Origin of the sequence: Streptomyces sp. rh34, from assembly GCF_002551245.1 — a bacterium.
GTDB lineage: Bacteria > Actinomycetota > Actinomycetes > Streptomycetales > Streptomycetaceae > Streptomyces.
Map to the genome: position 1 here is coordinate 1 of NZ_NTGZ01000621.1, position 374 is coordinate 374.

Here is a 374-nt window from a genome sequence, read left to right on the forward strand (position 1 = left end):
GGCCACATCCCCGAGGACCAGGGCGGCGGCCCCGGCCCGGAGCAGCGCGGCCGGGTCGCCGGGTTCCCCGGCGGGGTCGAGGCAGCGGCGGAGCAGGGCGTGGCCCTCGGCGGTGCGGCCTTCGAGCACGGCGCACATGCCGGCCCGGAAGTGCTCCAGGCCCGCCTCCAGCGGGGAGCGGGCGAGGCGGTTCATGGCGTCGAGGTAGCCGAGCGCGTCCCCCGCCGCCCAGGCGGCCTCGGCCGCGCCGAGAAGGGCGTCGAGGGCCCGGCGGGGATCGTGCGGGCCGAGCAGCCCGGCCGCGGCGAGCAGCGCTTCGTGGGCGTCGGCCGTGGGCCCGGAGCGCAGGGCCAGCATGCCGTGGACGTAGGGGG

At 80.5% G+C, this 374-nt stretch carries 1 pseudogene; it reads right to left on the bottom strand.

Features of this window, described 5'->3' with window-relative positions:
- Positions 1-374, bottom strand: a pseudogene (locus tag CR470_RS38515) (LuxR family transcriptional regulator); the annotation flags it as partial.